The sequence below is a fragment of the Azospirillum sp. OGB3 genome (genome assembly GCF_014192915.1).
Taxonomy (GTDB): domain Bacteria; phylum Pseudomonadota; class Alphaproteobacteria; order Azospirillales; family Azospirillaceae; genus Azospirillum.
Map to the genome: position 1 here is coordinate 172,796 of NZ_JACHYN010000008.1, position 14,536 is coordinate 187,331.

The following is a 14,536-nucleotide window of genomic DNA, read 5'->3' on the forward strand; positions in this document are numbered from 1 at the left end:
CCTCTCCATCCCCCTCACCATCACAAGCAAAGTCCCAGGGAGAACGTTCATGAAGGGCTATCGTTTCGTCACCGGCGCCGTCGTCGGCGCGCTGACCTCCGCCACGATGATGGTGGCCGCGCAGGCGGCCGGCTATCCGACCAAGCCGATCGAGCTGACCGTCCCCTACGCAGCGGGCGGCGGCACCGATCTGGTAGCCCGCGCCTACGCCGACGCGGCCAAGAAGCACCTGCCCCAGTCGATGGGCGTGGTCAACAAGACCGGTGGCGCCGGCGCCGTCGGCCTGACCGAGATCATGGCCGCCCGCGCGGACGGCTACCGCATCGGCATGGGCACGGTGGAACTCACCATGCTGCCGCATATGGGCATTGCCCGCTTCACCGCGGACGACTTCACCCCGATCGCCCGCCTGAACGCCGAGCCGAGCGCCATCACGGTGAACGTCGACTCGCCGTTCAAGACCTTTGAGGACTTCCTGGCGAACGCCAAGGCCAACCCGGGCAAGGTGCGCATCGGCAACTCCGGCACGGGCGCCATCTGGCACCTCGCCGCGGCGGCGCTCCAGGAGAAGACGGGCGCCAGCTTCAGCCACATCCCCTATGACGGCGCCAACCCGGCGGTGACCGCCCTGCTCGGCAACCACATCGAGGCGGTGAGCGTCAGCCCGGCCGAGGTGGTGAACCACGTCGCCGCCGGCAAGCTGCGCATCCTGGCCGTCATGGGCGACGAGCGTTCGGCGGCCTTCCCGGAGGTCCCGACCGTCAAGGAGAAGGGCATCGACCTGTCGGTCTACACCTGGCGCGGCATCGTCGTTCCGAAGAAGACCCCGCAGGCCGTCGTCGACACGCTGCGCGAGGCGTCCAAGGCGACCGCCAACGAGCCGGCCTTCAAGGAGACGCTCACCAAGATGAACCTGACCCTGGCCTATGCCGACGGTCCCGAGTTCGGTGAGATGATCAAGAAGGACAACGCCTTCTTCAAGGACCTGATGACCAAGCTCGGAATGGCGAAGTAATCAGGAAAGACAGGGGCGCGGGCGTCCACCGCCCGTGCCCCGTGCGTGGAGACGTCCAATGAGCCATTCCTCTGGTGGAACTCCGGGGTCGGGAACGCCGCGTTCGGCCGACCTCTTCGCCGGCGCCGTGGTTGCCGCCGTCGCCGTTGCGGCCATCGTCGTGTCGGGCGGTTTTCCGACGATGGCCGGCCTCGACACCGATGTCGGGCCGGCCCGCTTCCCGATCATTTACGCGGGTGCGCTGCTCGTGCTGAGCGCGATCCTGGTCATCGGCCGGCTGATGCCCAAGCGCGGCGCCCAGGCCCAATCCGCCCAGGCCGCCCCCGCCGAGCCGCAGGCCCCGGCCGAGGCGTTCCGGTTCCACCGGGTGGCCATCGGCGTGGTCGCGACCGCGGTCTACATCTACATGCTGTCCCTGATCGGCTACCTGCCCACGACGGTGGTGTTCCTCATCGGCATGATGCGGCTCATGGGCATGCGCAGCTGGGTCCGCGCCCCGATCATCGCGGTGGCGGTCACGGCCTTCCTCTATCTGGTGTTCCTGTACGCCCTGCAGATCCCGCTGCCGGACGGAAGCCTGTTCGAAACGGGCGAGTTCTAGTCAGCGAGGAGATGGAAGATGTATGAAATCGACATGCTCCTTCAGGGTTTCGCCAACCTTGCCAACGAACCCCTGCCGCTTCTGCTCGCCCTGATCGGCGTCACGCTGGGCATCATCATCGGCGTGCTGCCCGGCCTGACGGCCACCATGGGCGTCGCGATCCTGCTGCCCTTCACCTTCGGCATGGACCCGGTTTCGGCCATCCTGATGCTGTGCGGCGTGTTCTTCGGCGGCATCTTCGGCGGCTCGATCACCGCGATCCTGCTCAAGATTCCGGGCACGCCGGCCGCCGCCGCGACCGCCATGGACGGTTACGCGCTGAGCCAGAAGGGCCAAGCCGGCCTCGCGCTGGGCACGGCGACGCTGTCCTCCTGCTTCGGCGGTTTCCTCAGCGTCTTCATGCTGATCTTCCTGGCGCCGCTGCTGGCCGGCATTGCGCTGGAATTCTCCGCTGCCGAGTCCTTCGCGCTCGCGGTGTTCGGCCTGTCGATCATCACCAGCGTGTCGGGCGACTCCCTGGTCAAGGGGCTGATCGCCGGCTTCCTCGGGCTCCTGCTGTCCACCGTCGGCCTCGACCCGATGGCCGGCTTCCCGCGCTTCACCGGCGGCTTCAACGAGCTGCTGAACGTTCCCTTCATTCCGGTGATGATCGGCCTGTTCGCGGCGTCGGAAGCCTTCAAGTCGCTGGGCCAGCCGGAGACGCGGGCCGAGGTCAAGGTCTACATCGGCCGGATCATCCCGCCCTGGAGCGTCTTCAAGGGATTGATCTTCACCATTCTCCGCTCGTCGGGTCTGGGCATCATCGTCGGCATCATCCCCGGCGCCGGCGCGGACATCGCGTCCTTCGTCGCCTACAACGAGGCCAAGCGCTTCTCCAAGAATCCGGAGAATTTCGGCAAGGGCGAGCTCAAGGGCGTCGCGGCGGCCGAATCCGGCGCCAACGCCTGCACCGGCGGCGACCTGCTGCCGATGATGACGCTCGGCATTCCCGGCGACGCGGTGACCGCGGTCATGCTGGGCGCGCTGACCATGCAGGGCCTCCAACCCGGTCCGCTGCTGTTCAAGGACCACGCGGGTCTGGTGTTCACCCTGTTCGCCGGCATGCTGTTCTGCTATGCGGCCCTGTTGATCATCGGCCTGTCGTCGCTGCGCCTGATGGGCAAAGTGCTGGAGATGCCGCGCGCCATCCTGACGCCGCTCATCCTGGCGCTCTGCGTCGTCGGCGCCTACGCCATCAACAACAGCATGTTCGACGTGGGCATCATGCTGGCGGTCGGCGTGGTCGGCTTCTTCATGCAGCGTTGGGACTATCCGGCGTCGCCGGTCGTCCTGGCCCTGATCATGGGTCCGATGGCCGAGGCGAGCTTCCGCCGCGCCCTGTCGCTGTCAGGCGGCAGCCTGGACTTCCTCTACACCCGTCCGATCACGCTCGGCCTGCTGACCGTCGCGGTCATCACCCTGGCGCTGCCGCTGCTGCGCTACTTCCGGGGCAACGGCGGCAACGGTCCGACCGCGGACGGCGCGACCGCCGGCACCGTGGGGTCCGCGAAATGACGGCCCGTGGCGTTGCGGTCACCCAAATCGGCCTGGAGGCCGTCTTCGATCCCGATCTGCGCAACGGCACCGGCGAGAATCCGGTCTGGGACGCCGAGCGGGGGCTGTGGACCTGGATCGACATTCCGGCGCGGACCATCCATCGGCTCGACCCCTCCAGCGGCGCCCACCGCCGCTGGACCCTGCCGGAGATGATCGGCAGCCTCGTCCTGCGTCCGGACGGCGGCGTGGTCTGCGCCTGCGAGACCGGCGTCTTCGACGTCGATCTGGCGGGGGAAGGCGGGGAGGCGGTTGTTACAGTCCTCGCCACCCACCGCTTCCCCAAGGAAGGCATGCGCTTCAACGACGGGCGCTGCGACCGGCAGGGGCGGTTCTGGCTGTCCAGCATGGTCATGGACATCAGCAAGGGCGACTCCTCCGGCCTCTGGCACCGCTTCACCCGCGCCGACGGGCTGACGGACACCGGGACCGGCGGCTACATCATTCCCAACGGCTCCGCCTTCAGTCCGGACGGGCGCACCCTCTACGCGTCCGACAGCCACCGCGACGTGCGGATGGTCTGGGCCTGGGATTACGACACGGACACCGGCACCGCCACCAACCGCCGCCCCTTCGTCGACATGCGGGCGATGGTCGGGCGCCCCGACGGTGCGGCGGTGGACGTCGACGGCTGCTACTGGATCTGCTGCCTGGACGAGGGCTGCATCAAGCGCTTCACCCCGGACGGTGAACTCGACCGCCGCATCGAGGTGCCGATGCGCAAGCCGACCATGTGCGCCTTCGGCGGGCCGGACCTGCGGACGATGCTGGTCACCTCGCTCAGCCGCGGGCCGGCGGACCTCGTCGAGGACCCGCATGGCGGGCGCGTCCTGATGTTCGATCCCGGCGCCCAGGGCCTGCCGGAACCCCGCCTGACTGTTTGAACCCTCTCCCCAGAGGGGAGAGGGAACTTCAAGACCAAGACACGAGAGGCAAGGAATGTTTGACGATCTGAAGGGCAAGCGCGTTCTGATCACCGGTTCCACGCAGGGCATCGGCCTGGCGGCGGTGGAGGCGTTCGCCCGCGCCGGCGCCAAGGTCGCCATGAACGGCCGCCGCGTTCCGGCGGACCTGGAGGCCACGCTGGCCCGTCTGAACGGGCTGGGCGGCGAGGTCGTCTTCCTCCAGGCCGACGTGTCGGACAGCGCGGCGTGCGGCACGCTGATCGAAGCCTTCGTGGAGCGCTTCGGCGGCATCGACGTGCTCGTCAACAACGCGGGCGGTCTGGTCGCGCGCAAGCCGCTGCCGGAGATCGACGATGCCTTCTTCGACGCGGTGACCGACCTGAACGCGCGTTCGGCGCTGATGGTGACCAAGCACGCCCTGCCGCACCTGAAGGCCGCAGCGGCGCAGAACGGCACCACCTCCTCGGTGATCTCGGTCGGTTCGGTCGCCGGCTACACCGGCGGCGGTCCGGGCGCGGGCCTGTACGGTGCGGCCAAGGCGTGGCTGCACAACATCCAGAAGAACTGGGTGGCTTTCCACACGAAGGACGGCATCCGCTTCAACATGGTGTCGCCGGGCACCTTCGACACGGCCTTCCACGCCGACAAGGACGAGGACACCAAGGCCCGCATCAGCTCCGGCTTCCCGATGGGCCGCTTCGGCCGTCCGGAGGAATGCGCCCCGACCTTCCTGTTCTTCGCGTCACACGCCTGCAGCGGCTACATCACCGGTCAGGTGCTCGACGTCAACGGCGGCCAATACATGCCGTAATGGGCACATGCCGTAACGATCGGCTGTCCCGTCCGCGTCCGCTTGGGTCAGAGCGGGCGCGGCGGGATGCCCGCTGTAAAGGCCGCCGTCTTGGCGGCAATGGCCGGCAGGGTGGGGAAGGGCGCGCCGTCCTCGCACCGCAACTGCCGGGCCACCGCGTGCAGGGTGCCGTGATGGCGGCGGCAGAGGATGCCGTCGGCGTCGCGGTCATAGAGCCGGACGAACTGGACGGGCGCCGCCCCGTCCTCCGCATGGACCTCCACCTCCACCAGATGGGTGCAGAAGGAACAGGCGGTCAGCGGGTCCGTCGAATCGAAGGCCACGCCGGCCTCCAGGCAGCGCCGGGCGAAGGCTTCCAGAAGCACCGACGCGCTGTCCACCGCATCCAGCCCGCGCAGGGCGTGCACGACGTCGCGCATGTGGGCGACCTCCGGCAGGATCAGTCCCGCGGCGGAATGGCGGTCGTGAATCACCAGCTTCATCATGATGCGCAGGCCGTCTCGAACAGGGTGGAGCGGTGGTTGGCCGTGCCGCTTGCGACGGCGTAGCCGGGCCGGCTCGACCACACCCGCTGGCGGATGCGGATCTGCGTCCGGCAATCCGCCGAACAGTAGAGCGGGGTGGGGCCGCGACCGGAAGTGCGGGTGAACGGGCGCCCACAGCAGGCGCAATGCAGCGTGGGCGTGGCAAGGGTCGGAGTCGTATGGGTGCGTGAGGGCATCGGCATGGCTGGATTCACGAGGCATTTCCAAAGTTGGACGGACTATACGGGTGGTCTGTGACAGTTTGACGGGTGGGGGCGGGCTACCACTTTTTCGCGCCCAGGCCGCCGCCCGCGGACACGGAAACACCCTTGGACGCCGACCGGTTCCCCTGGCGTGGAATGGCGCCTTTAAATCCGGACATTGCATAAAATGCAGTTGTTTTTCTTGGTGCGGAACAAGCCGAGGGGAGAATCCATCGCAACAACAGCTCTGATAAATTGTCTTTGATGATAAAAAATCGCGTTGTAAGGTCCGTTTCGGCGGGTGAGGATGTTTCTGCAGGCTGGTCGACGGATCGTCCCTTTCCGCTGCAAGAGGAAGGGGCGGACATGGGAGCACCGACGAAGGCGACGATTCTCATCGTGGATGACACCGCCGACAACCTGTCGCTGCTGAGCAGCCACCTGAAATCCATTTATGCGGTCAAGACGGTGAACAACGGTGACGCCGCGCTGCGCATCGCCTTTTCCGATCATCCGCCGGACCTGATCCTGCTCGATGTGATGATGCCGAGCATGGATGGATACGAGGTGTGCCGTCGTCTGAAGGCCGATCCGCGGACCTGCGACGTTCCGGTGATCTTTCTGACCGCCCGCACCTCGGTGGAGGACGAGAAGTTCGGCCTCGACCTGGGTGCGGTCGATTACATCAGCAAACCCATCAGTCCCCCCATCGTCCTGGCTCGGGTGAAGAACCACCTGTCGTTGAAGGCCACCGCCGACTCGCTGCGGGCCACCGTCGAGGAGGTGCGCGCCGCCCACAGCCGGCTGGAGGAAACCCAGCAGCATCTGATCCAGACGGAGAAGATGGCGGCGTTGGGCCTGCTGGTGTCCGGCGTCGCCCATGAGATCAACACGCCGATCGGCGTGGCGCTGACCGCGGTGTCCCATCTCTCCGGCCTAGTCGAATCGCTGGCCTCGCAATTCCAGAGCGGGGCGATCCGCAAGTCCGACCTTGCGCGTTTCCTGGAGAACGCGCGGGAGGGGGCGTTGCTGGTCACCACCAACATCGTGCGCACCGCCAACCTGATCCAGAGCTTCAAGCAGGTGGTGGTGGACCGCGCCGGATCGGAGCGGCGGGTGTTCGACCTCAAGGACTATCTGTCCGACGCGCTGTTCGGGCTGGACCCGCATCTGCGCGAGACCGGTCACAGCCTTACCGTGTCCTGCCCCGCCGGCCTGACCATCGACAGCCATCCCGGTCCCCTCTCGGAGGTGCTGTCGATCCTGATCCGCAACGCCGTAGCCCACGCCTTCCGGCCCGGCCAAAGCGGGCGCGTCACGCTGTCGGTCACCCCGTGGGAGGAGAACTGGGTGGAGTTGCGCCTGTCCGACGATGGCAAGGGAATCGACCCGGAGCATCTGCCCAAGCTGTTCGATCCCTTCTTCACCACCCGCCGCGGCGTCGAGTTCCCGGGACTGGGACTCTACATCGCCTTCAACCTTGTCCATCAGGTTCTTCAGGGAACCATCGAGGTGGAAAGCCTTCCCGGCGGCGGCGCCACCTTCGTCGTGCGCATGCCGCGGCGCGTCTCCGCTCTGGCCGAAGCGCCGGCCTGAGGCCGGCGCGGGCACGCACCGCGCTCAGGACGGTGGGATGCGGGCGGCGACCCGCCGCAGCACCGCCGGGGGATCGACCGGCTTGGCGATGTAGTCCACCGCCCCCAGGGCGAAGCCATGCTCCCGGTCGGCCTCGTCGGCCCGGCCCGTCAGGAAGATCACCGGGATGTGCCGGGTCGCCGGCGCCTTCTTCAAGGCGGCGCAGACCGCGTAGCCGTCCATGTCCGGCATCACCACGTCGAGCAGGATCAGGTCGGGCGCCGGTGACGCGGCGGCAATCTCCAGCGCCTTGCGCCCGTTGTTGGCGACCTTCACCTTGTAGCTTTCCTTCAGCAAGCCGCTGAGCAGCTTCAGGTTGTCCGGCGTGTCGTCCACGATGAGAATCGTGGGCTTTGGCGCAGCGGGAGCCGGTGCGGGCGATGCGATGTCCATGAAGGCGTTCCGATGTGGAGGGGACTGGCAGGGCCGGCCTCAGTTCAGACTTGGGCGGCCGCGTTGCGGACGACCAGCGCCGCGTTCAGGGTGGCACTGGCCTCGTCGAAGTCGAAATTGCGAATCTGATCGGCGATGGCGTCGAACCGGTCGGGGAAGGCGGCTTGCAGCAGGCTCGCGTTGGCGGACAGCACCTCCTCCGCGTCGGGGTCGCTGTCGAGGAGAAGTCGGCGGAGTTGGTCGCACACAGCAACAAGCGCGTCCGCATCCACCGCGGCGTTCCCGCCTTGGGACGGTGCGGCGTCGTCAATCGACGCCAGCGCCGCGTCCAGATGGGCGAGAAGGGCGCCCAGCGGCGGCTCCAGCGCGGCAAGCCGTGCATCGATCTCCGGACGTGGCCGGGCGTTGCGGATGATCGCCTCCAGGCCTTCGGCGGCGTCCTGGACCGGGTGGGCGCCGATGTTGCCGGCCGTCCCCTTCAGCGTGTGGGCGTAGCGCTCCGCCGTGGCGAGGTCGTTCTCGTCAAGCGCCGCGCGAATGGCGGTTGTCACACCGCGCTGCCCGGCGGTGAATTTGCGCAGCAGGTCGAGGTAGAGACGCTTCTTGCCCAGCACACGCGACAGCCCGGTGACGGTGTCGAGCCCTGGAATGCCGGTGGGAAGATCGCCCGGCTCCTCCGCAACGGGCGCGGGGAAGGGGGCCGGGGCCTCGGCGCCCAGCCCCGGCCGGGGCGTCACCCAGGCCAGCAGGGCGGTCCACAGCGCGTCCGGGTCGATGGGCTTTGCCAGATAATCATTCATGCCCGCGTCCAGGCAACGCTCGCGGTCGGCCTGCATGGCGTTGGCGGTCATCGCGACGATGGGCAGGCCGGCGAAGCCCAACCGGCGGATTTCCACGGTCGCCGCGATGCCGTCCATGACCGGCATCTGCATGTCCATCAGCACGAGGTCGTAGGGGGCCGCCCGCACCATGGCCACGGCAATCGCGCCATTCTCCGCAACCTCCACCACCAGCCCGGCGTCGCCCAGCAACTCGCAGGCCACCTGCTGGTTCAGGTCGTTGTCCTCGGCCAGCAGGACGCGGGCGCCGCGCAAGCCCGACAGGTCGGCCGGAGCGACGGCCGTCACCGGAAGAGCGTCCGCAGCCTGCTCGTCGGCACCCAGAACCCGCATGATGCCGTCGAACAGCGCCGACGGGTTGACCGGTTTGAACAGCACCTCTTCGATGGCCGTGTTCTCTGCGCCCCTCAGCACCTCTTCCCGTCCGTAGGACGTGACCATGATGTGGTGTGGCGCCTGATCCAGCTCCAGCGCCGCGAGGCCGGCCGAGGTTTCCAACCCGTCCATGCCCGGCATCTGCCAGTCCAGCAGGACGACGCGGAAGGGCCGGCCCTCGCGCGCCGCGAAGCGGGCCGCCTGGATCGCGGCGGGGCCGGAATCGACCGCCTCGGCGGTGAAGGACATGGCCGCCAGCATGTCGGTCAACACGACGCGGGCGTTCTCGTTGTCGTCCACCACCAGACAGCGCAGGCCGCGCAAGTCGGGCCGCGGGAGCAGCACGCGGCGCGGCTTGTCGCGGCCCAGCCGGGCGGTGAACCAGAAGCAGGAGCCGCGGCCCGGCGCGCTCTCCACCCCGACCGAGCCGCCCATCAGCTCGGCCAGCCGCTTGGAGATGGCCAGACCCAGGCCGGTGCCGCCGTATTTGCGTGTGGTCGAGGCGTCGGCCTGCTGAAAGCTCTGGAAAAGTTGATTTTTCTGCTCGTCGCTCAAGCCGATCCCGGTGTCGCGCACCTCGAAGCGGACGAGCAGATCCTCGCCGGCCTCCTCCTCCAGCCGGACGATGATGGCGATCTCGCCGCGCTCGGTGAACTTGACCGCGTTGTTGGCGTAGTTGACCAGAATCTGGCCGATGCGCAGCGGATCGCCGATCAGGTCGCTGGGCACGTTCTGGGCGACGTCGAAGATCAGTTCCAGCCCCTTGGCGGCAGCCTTCTCCGCGATCAGGTCGGCCAGCGTGCCTAGCACCTTGTCGAGGTGGAAGCCGGTGCGCTCGACGCTCAGCTTCCCGGCCTCGATCTTGGAGAAATCCAGGATGTCGTTGATGATGCCCAGCAGATGCTGGCCGGACTGGCTGATCTTGAGGAGGTAGTCGCGTTGGCGCAGCGTCAGGTCGGTCTTCAGCGCCAGATGCGACAGGCCGATCACCGCGTTCATCGGGGTGCGGATCTCGTGGCTCATGTTGGCGAGGAAGCTGGCCTTCGCCAGGGATGCCGCCTCCGCCCGGTCGCGGGTCAGGCGCAGCTCCTCGGCCTGCGTGCCCAGCCGGACGACGGCGTTCTGGATGCTGTCCAGTTCCTGCGTGCGGGCGCCGGGAAGCCGGATGTCGCGCTCGCCCTCGCCAATGCGGCGCAGGCCGTCGGCGGCGGCGAGCAGCGGCCGCACCACATGGCGGCGGATCAGCAGCCCGGCGGCGATGAAGATCGCCAGCACCGCGACGAAGGCGAACTGGATGACCTGCGACACCAGGCGGGTGCGCTCCTGGATCTGGCCGAGGCGTCCCGCCGTCAGTTCGGTCACGTCAACGAGCAGCCGGTCGCCGACCGTGTTCAGTTCCACCAGCGTCTGCGCCCACGCTTCGGCGAGGCGTTCCTCCTCGGCGGTCGGAACGGGGTCGCCGGGGGAGGCGCCTTCCAACCGCCGCGCCTTCGCCGAGGAGACTTGCCGGATGACCGAATAAGCGTCCGTCACCTGCCGTTTCAGGGTGGGATCGAACTGGAAGGTCGGGTGGAAAGCCAGAGCCTGGGCGGCCAACAGGGCTTCTCGGCGGCGGCGGGGGTCGGCGGCGGAAAGAACGATCGCGCCCGACTGCTTCAGCCGCTCCAGATTCACGACGGCGCGCTGGCGCTCCAGGATCAGCGGCACCATGCGGTCCTGGCTGTCGGCCGCCAGCCGTTCCATCTTGCCCTGTTCCGCGACGATGCCGAGGAAGAGCAAGCCGATCAGCGCCAACAGGATCGCACCACCGGTGAGAATGGCGGGCTGCAGCCGTACGCGGGGATGCCTGCGGTCGCGGGCGGACGCCATGGCCGGTTCCGGTTCAGTAAATGTCGAAGGGGAAGTAATTGCGGTTGATCCGCTGGTAGGTGCCGTCGTTGCGCAGGGCCGTCAGGGCGCGGTCCACCGCCTCCTTCAACGCGCGCTGGCCGGGCGGGAAAACGATGTGCACGGTCCCGCCCAGCCCGTCCTCGGACATCGGGGTGCCGATGGTCTCGAACCCGTCCCCGGAGTCGGACAGCAGGAAATGCACAACGTTCAGCGTCGGGCCGATGGCCATCTCGCTCCGTCCGCTGCGCATGGCCTCCCACAGGTCGTCGAGCGTCGCGACGGGAACCACGTTGGCCTGCAGCGTCGGATCGGCGTCGGCCAGACGGAGCAGGGCCGCGTGCTGCCGCGACCCGCGGATGGAAGCGATGCGCCGGCTGCGGATGGCGTCCTCGAGGGTCAATTCCGGCATGCCCCGGCGGCCGACGAGGCTGGTGCTCGACCGCCAATAGGGAATTGAGAAGAGAAGGCGCTGCTCGCGGTCCGGCGTGCGCAGGACGTTGCCGAAGCCGATGTCGTAGCGGCCCGCAGCGACGTCATCGATGATCTGTTTGAAGGGGGCCGCGTCAAAGCTGCACACCACATCCAGCGACCGGCACAGCTCGCGTCCGAAATCGATGTTGAAGCCGATCAGCAGCCCGTCGGCGTCGCGGTCGCTGAAGGGCGGGGAATGATCGATGACCACAATGCGCAGGGACGGCTTGCCGGGCGGCGGCGCGTCCGCCCGTGCCGCCTGGACCAGGGCAAGGCCGGCGAACAGGACCGCGATGATCGGAACGACCTGTGCGGCGGGAAAGCGCATGCGGAAACCCATCGGGGCCTCAGTACATCCGGAAGGGCAGGAAGCGGGAACTGATGGCGTCGTACCGCCCATCCGCCAGGATGGCACGCAAGGCCATGTTGACCCGGTCGCGCAATTCCTCGCGCCCCAGCGGCAGGGCGATCGCCGATTCGCCGCCCAGCCCACTCTCAGTCAGAGGGTCGCCCACCACCTCCAGCGCCTCCCCCTCGGCGCTGGTCAGCAGATGGACGGTGACGGCGGTCGGGGCCAGCGCCAGATCGACCAGCCCGTCGAGAACGGCGCGCAGCGCCTCCGCCTGGTCGTCGTAGATCACGACCGTGCAGCCGGGGTTCTTCGCGGTCAGGTAATCGTACTGCTTCGATCCGCGGGTGACGGAGACGCGCTTGCCGGCCAGATCCGGCGCCGCGCCCGGCGTCCACTCGCCGGCCCGCCCGATGTAGCTGGAACTGGAGCGTTTGTGGCGGTCGGTGAAGAGGTATTTCTTCATCCGCTCCGGAGTCTTCAGGATGCTGGCGACCGCGAAGTCGGCGGCGTTGCGGTCCAGCAGATCCAGCACCTCCGGGAACTGCAGGGCGGTGATCTCGCAGCGGATGCCCATGGTGTCGCAGAGCGCACGGGCGATCTCAACCTCGAATCCAGTCAGCTTGCCCTGCTCGTCCACCATCGCGTAGGGCGCCATCTTCCAGGTCAGCACCCGGTAGATGTCGTCCGCTCGGGCGGACGACGATGCCGGAGCACAAAGCAGGATGGCGAGCCACAGGGTCGCGAGGTTGCGGAACGGCATCAGGCGGTGCATGGGCTGCCTCGGCAAAGCGGAACGACGGAGCGTGGCGCACGTCCGGCGATCCGGTGCCGTGAGCACGCGACGCGCCGATTGAATGTCATCACCATCACCGGAGCAATTTCCGGATTCCCCGTGACAATATCACCGTCAATGGATCGGTCAAGCCGATCATTAAACTTTTAGGTTGTTTCATTTCCGCAACGGAACACCGGCGCGATGCCCGTTGAGAGCCTTCTCTCATAATTCACAATTATAGGTTTTGCTCTTCCTGCTCAATCTGCTCGGTGATCTGTTCCGTCGCCTTGGCCGCTTGGGTCGCCAACGCCTTCACCTCGTTGGCGACGACGGCAAAGCCCTTGCCGTTCTCCCCGGCCCGCGCGGCCTCGATGGTCGCGTTCAGCGCCAGAAGATTCGTCTGGTTGGCGATGTCCGAGATCATCTTGACCACCAAGCCGATCTGCTTTGCCGACTCCACCAGTTGATCGACCGTCGTGCCGATCCGTTCGGCCTCGCCGACTGCAACGAATTCGAGTTTTTCGGGCATCTGGACCCCGCAGAGCGGACGCGGATCGCGGACACGCTGAAGGGCATCGTCCGCCGGATGGGGCTGCGCTCCATCCCCATCGATTGACCACAGAGCTTGCGCAGGACGGAGAAAAGTCATGGACGCCAAGGTCGCAGCCATTCTGCAGGAGTGCAGCCGCGCTTCGGACGAGGAGCGCACCACCTTCCCGGAGGTCGTCATGGCGTTGGCCGTCGCGGGGGTGGAATCCGCAGTCTGCGCCATCCAGGCCGGGATGATCCGCTACGGTGGCTTCTGCGAACGGGTGCTGCGGTCCGGCTGCGCCGGTTGGACGGTCAGCATCCTGGGCCGCCGGGTCGTCCATTACGGCCGCAGCGGCGACAGTCACACCGAATGGTTCCCCGGCGCGCGCTGACGCCGGTTCACCATTTCCGCCGTCACCAGCCCAGACGGCGGGACAGCACGGGACCGAGGTCGCCGCGCCATTCCTTCAGCTCGGCCTCCGCCCGCTCGACCGCGCGCTGGTCGCGATAGCGCTTGAGCGCGCGGTTCGCGTCGCCGCGCGCCTCCATGGCGGCCAGCCGCTTCGCCACCTCCGGCTCCGACGCCACGGCCTGCCGCCAGCGTTCCAGCCGCACCTCCGCCACCGCGTCCACGATGGGTTGCAGCGCCGGCATGCGGCCCAGCTTCTTGACGCCGGGCGCCAGCCGGGCCGCGGCGGCGGCGGCGGCCTCCTTGGGGATACGGGGGAAGGTCCGCTGCACCGCCTTGGTCAGCGCGTCCTTGATGTCGTCGCCGCGCTGCTTGGCTTCGGCGCCCCGGCTCACCCGCGCGGCGGCGCGCGCCTGCTTCTTGGCGTGCCAGGACAGGATGCCGTCGGCGATCTCCCGCGCGTCGGCGTCGAGCCAGACGACGCTCTCCACGCCGTCCGCGAGCAGGGTCTTCGCCGCGTCGGGAAGCTCCGGGTCGTCCGCGGAGGCCGCTCCGGCCAGACCCAGCGCCTTCAGCGACCGCAAGGAGCGCGCCCGCCCATCGTCGCCAGCCAGCAGGGTCGCCTCCGCCATGGTCCCGCCATCCAGCAGGCCGCTCAGAAGCTCCAGGTCACCGTGCGTCCAGCGACGGGCGGCGGTCAGCCGGTCCACCCGCAGGCGCAGCAGGTCGCGCACCGCCGGGCGGGGGGCTGCGGGAACGCAGCTTTCCACACGCCACACACCACCTTCGAACCGCGCGATTGCCCATTGCGCGCCGTTTTCGACAGGCCGGTCGGTGGGAAAGGCTCCGTCCAGGTTCCAACGGTCGCTGGCCCGCAGACAGCCCTCCGGTGGTGTCTGCCATGGTGTTCCCGGCTTGGAATAGAAGCTGGGGGCCACGGGGCTGCGCAGGACGAAGCGCCAGCCCGCGACATCCGCGGCGAGGCTGTCGGGCATGGCGGCCGGCCGGGGCGCGTCGCCCAGCTTCAAAAGGGGTTCGGGGACATCCTGGCTGGGCTGAGAGGCTTCGGGCGACGGGTGTTCAGACGGCATGAGGGCTCCTTCCGGCGGCACTGTAGCACAGTGAGGAGCGGCGCCCCGCAACTTTGGGCGGGTGACGGCTTGCTGAAGCGAAACGTCGTCTGGACATTTCCCACCGGAAAATCCGCAATTCCT

14 protein-coding genes and 1 pseudogene are annotated in these 14,536 nt (G+C 67.9%); 7 read left to right on the forward strand and 8 right to left on the reverse strand.

Going from position 1 to position 14,536, the window contains the following annotated elements; genetic code table 11:
* The first annotated feature begins 49 nt into the window (after positions 1-49).
* From FHW79_RS17580 to FHW79_RS17600, 5 genes are read left to right on the forward strand one after another with little or no spacing between them, the layout of a single operon-like run.
* Positions 50-1,015: a tripartite tricarboxylate transporter substrate binding protein gene (locus FHW79_RS17580; protein ID WP_183180150.1), complete on the forward strand. Its 966-nt coding sequence runs from the start codon at positions 50-52 to the stop codon at positions 1,013-1,015.
* Between the two features lie 58 nt (positions 1,016-1,073).
* Positions 1,074-1,616: a tripartite tricarboxylate transporter TctB family protein gene (locus FHW79_RS17585; protein ID WP_183180151.1), complete on the forward strand. Its 543-nt coding sequence runs from the start codon at positions 1,074-1,076 to the stop codon at positions 1,614-1,616.
* A gap of 18 nt (positions 1,617-1,634) precedes the next feature.
* Positions 1,635-3,170: a tripartite tricarboxylate transporter permease gene (locus FHW79_RS17590; protein ID WP_183180152.1), complete on the forward strand. Its 1,536-nt coding sequence runs from the start codon at positions 1,635-1,637 to the stop codon at positions 3,168-3,170.
* On the forward strand, positions 3,167-4,093 hold the full coding sequence (locus tag FHW79_RS17595; RefSeq protein ID WP_183180153.1) for an SMP-30/gluconolactonase/LRE family protein: 927 nt from the start codon (positions 3,167-3,169) through the stop codon (positions 4,091-4,093). Before FHW79_RS17590 ends, FHW79_RS17595 begins: the two co-directional genes overlap by 4 nt.
* Positions 4,094-4,148: 55 nt before the next feature.
* Positions 4,149-4,925 carry an SDR family NAD(P)-dependent oxidoreductase gene (locus FHW79_RS17600; protein WP_183180154.1) on the forward strand — a complete coding sequence of 259 codons (777 nt, stop codon included), beginning with the start codon at positions 4,149-4,151 and terminating at the stop codon, positions 4,923-4,925.
* A gap of 47 nt (positions 4,926-4,972) precedes the next feature.
* Here the strand turns inward: FHW79_RS17600 and FHW79_RS17605 are convergent, their stop codons facing one another.
* The gene (locus FHW79_RS17605) at positions 4,973-5,410 is read right to left on the reverse strand and encodes a hypothetical protein (RefSeq protein ID WP_183180155.1); all 438 of its coding nucleotides are present in this window, start codon (positions 5,408-5,410) and stop codon (positions 4,973-4,975) included.
* Complete coding sequence (locus FHW79_RS17610) at positions 5,407-5,652, reverse strand: hypothetical protein (RefSeq protein WP_247884461.1); 246 nt, start codon at positions 5,650-5,652, stop codon at positions 5,407-5,409. Before FHW79_RS17610 ends, FHW79_RS17605 begins: the two co-directional genes overlap by 4 nt.
* A 366-nt stretch (positions 5,653-6,018) precedes the next feature.
* On the opposite strand from FHW79_RS17610, the gene FHW79_RS17615 reads away from it, so the two are divergent.
* Positions 6,019-7,248 carry a hybrid sensor histidine kinase/response regulator gene (locus FHW79_RS17615; RefSeq protein WP_183180156.1) on the forward strand — a complete coding sequence of 410 codons (1,230 nt, stop codon included), beginning with the start codon at positions 6,019-6,021 and terminating at the stop codon, positions 7,246-7,248.
* A gap of 24 nt (positions 7,249-7,272) precedes the next feature.
* Here FHW79_RS17615 and FHW79_RS17620 read toward each other — a convergent pair whose 3' ends face one another.
* From FHW79_RS17620 to FHW79_RS17640, 5 genes and pseudogenes are all read right to left on the reverse strand, one after another.
* The gene (locus FHW79_RS17620) at positions 7,273-7,680 is read right to left on the reverse strand and encodes a response regulator (RefSeq protein ID WP_183180157.1); all 408 of its coding nucleotides are present in this window, start codon (positions 7,678-7,680) and stop codon (positions 7,273-7,275) included.
* 44 nt (positions 7,681-7,724) lie between these two features.
* Positions 7,725-10,763, reverse strand: a complete 3,039-nt coding sequence (locus tag FHW79_RS17625) for a response regulator (RefSeq protein WP_183180158.1) — start codon at positions 10,761-10,763, stop codon at positions 7,725-7,727.
* Between the two features lie 13 nt (positions 10,764-10,776).
* Entirely contained in the window at positions 10,777-11,595 is an 819-nt protein-coding gene (locus FHW79_RS17630; RefSeq protein ID WP_247884462.1) for a transporter substrate-binding domain-containing protein, read from the reverse strand.
* A gap of 7 nt (positions 11,596-11,602) precedes the next feature.
* Positions 11,603-12,379, reverse strand: coding sequence for a transporter substrate-binding domain-containing protein (locus tag FHW79_RS17635; protein ID WP_183180159.1), 777 nt, complete (start codon positions 12,377-12,379; stop codon positions 11,603-11,605).
* A gap of 262 nt (positions 12,380-12,641) precedes the next feature.
* Positions 12,642-12,887 (reverse strand): annotated as a pseudogene (locus FHW79_RS17640) (methyl-accepting chemotaxis protein); the annotation flags it as partial.
* Between the two features lie 142 nt (positions 12,888-13,029).
* Between FHW79_RS17640 and FHW79_RS17645 the strand changes: the two are divergent.
* Positions 13,030-13,305 (forward strand): phage envelope protein, encoded by a 276-nt coding sequence (locus FHW79_RS17645; protein ID WP_183180160.1) that lies wholly within the window; start codon positions 13,030-13,032, stop codon positions 13,303-13,305.
* A gap of 22 nt (positions 13,306-13,327) precedes the next feature.
* On the opposite strand, the gene FHW79_RS17650 is transcribed toward FHW79_RS17645, so the two are convergent.
* A complete protein-coding gene (locus tag FHW79_RS17650) occupies positions 13,328-14,413 on the reverse strand; it encodes a hypothetical protein (RefSeq protein WP_247884463.1) in 1,086 nt (361 codons plus the stop codon).
* Positions 14,414-14,536 lie beyond the last annotated feature (123 nt).